Here is a 1853-nt window from a genome sequence, read left to right as displayed (position 1 = left end):
CGCAAAGTGCCAATCCAAAATTGACCAGGGTGTTCCACTGACCTGCTGAGAATTTCAGCAGGGGATTCAAGGTGATCACCATGGACATGATTGGCAAGGTCAGGCGCATGAGACTGCGCGACCAACTATCCCTCAGCGAGATCGCAAAGCGCACAGGCCTGTCGCGCAACACGGTCAAGAAGTGGCTCAAGGCGCCCGGCGATGTTGTGCCGAAGTACGAGCGGGTGAAGCTCGACGGCAAGCTCACGGCGTTCGAGCCGGCCCTGCACCAAGCGCTTACGACCGACAGCCATCGCCCGAAGCAGGGACGGCGCAGCGGCCGTGCCTTGTTTGCTCAGATACAGGCCCAGGGCTACCGCGGCGGCTACAGCGCCGTCACCGACTACATCCGGCGCTGGCGGGTGGAGTCGGCAGCCAGTCCGGCCAAGGCGTTCGTTCCGATGAGCTTCGAACTGGGCGAGGCCTTCCAGTTCGACTGGAGCGTCGAAGCCATGGTCGTCGGTGGCGTGTTCTACAACGTGCAGGTGGCGCACCTGAAGCTGTGCGCCAGTCGAGCCTTCTGGCTGGTGGCCTACCCCAGCCAGGGCCACGAGATGCTGTTCGACGCCCACACCCGCTCGTTCCAGGCACTCGGCGGCGTCACCCGGCGCGGCATCTACGACAACATGCGCACCGCCGTGGACAAGGTGCAACGCGGCAAGCAGCGCACCGTCAACGCGCGCTTCGCTGCCATGTGCAGCCACTACCTGTTCGACCCCGACTTCTGCAACGTCGCCTCCGGCTGGGAGAAGGGTGTGGTCGAGAAGAACGTGCAGGACAGTCGCCGGCGCATCTGGATCGAAGCCGCAACCCGGCGCTTCGGCTCGTTCATCGAACTCAATGCCTGGCTGAGTGAGCGGTGTCGTTCGGTGTGGAGTGACACCACGCACCCGATCCACCGGCAGTTCACCGTGGCCGAGATGTGGGAGCTGGAGAAGCCTCACCTCATGTCCATGCCGGCCACCTTCGACGGCTACGTCGAGCGGCTGGCCCGGGTCAGCAGCACCTGCCTGGTGGCCGCCGCGCGCAACCGTTACTCCGTGCCGTGCGAGTGGGCCGGCCACATCGTCAGCACCCGCGTCTATCCAGAGCGAATCGATGTGGCGGCCGCGGACGCCGTCGTGGCCAGCCATGCCCGGCTGCCGGGCAGCGGCCAGACCAGCTACGACTGGCAGCACTACATCGAGCTGGTGCAGCGCAAGCCGGGCGCATTGCGCAACGGCACGCCGTTCCTGGACCTGCCGGCGCCGTTGCTGCGCTTGCGCCAGTCGCTGCTCAGGCACCCTGGAGGAGACCGGGTCATGGCACAGGTGCTGGCCGTGGTGCCGCAGGCCGGGCTGGAGGCGGTGCTGGTGGCCATCGAGCTGGTGCTCGAAGGCAGAGCGCCCAGCGGCAGCATCAGCGTGGAGCACGTGCGCAACGTGCTGGCCCGCCTGAACAGCCCGGCCACGCCGGACCAGGCGCAGACATCCCTGCGACTCACCCAGGCGCCCAAGGCCGACACCGCGCGCTACGACCGGCTGCGCCCCACCCACCAGGATCATCTGGACGGACAGGAGGTCGGCCATGCGTGAGCCCTCCATCGATGTACAGGCCCAACTGAAGGCGCTGCGGCTCAACGGCATGGCCACCGCCTGGGCCGATCTGACGGAGCAAGGCGGCGATACGACCCTGGCTGCATCACGCTGGCTGGTGGAGCACCTGCTGCAGGCCGAAGACGCTGACCGGGCAATGCGCTCCATTGCTCACCAGATGAAGTCGGCGCGCTTCCCCATGCACCGCGACCTGGCCGGGTTCGACTTCTCCGTCTCACA

Annotated in this window: 2 protein-coding genes; both read left to right on the top strand. The window is 66.5% G+C overall.

The window, feature by feature from the left end; genetic code table 11:
* The first annotated feature begins 80 nt into the window (after window positions 1-80).
* Window positions 81-1613 carry an IS21 family transposase gene (gene istA / locus BMW87_RS34565; RefSeq protein WP_093083105.1) on the top strand — a complete coding sequence of 511 codons (1533 nt, stop codon included), beginning with the start codon at window positions 81-83 and terminating at the stop codon, window positions 1611-1613.
* On the top strand, window positions 1606-1853 hold a 248-nt coding region (locus tag BMW87_RS34560; RefSeq protein ID WP_218149822.1), incomplete at its 3' end, for an ATP-binding protein. The genes istA and BMW87_RS34560, both read left to right, overlap by 8 nt.

The sequence above is a fragment of the Variovorax sp. OV084 genome (assembly GCF_900111625.1).
GTDB lineage: Bacteria > Pseudomonadota > Gammaproteobacteria > Burkholderiales > Burkholderiaceae_C > Variovorax.
Note: the sequence above shows the minus strand (reverse complement) of the source record. Positions and strands in the feature narration are given on the sequence as shown.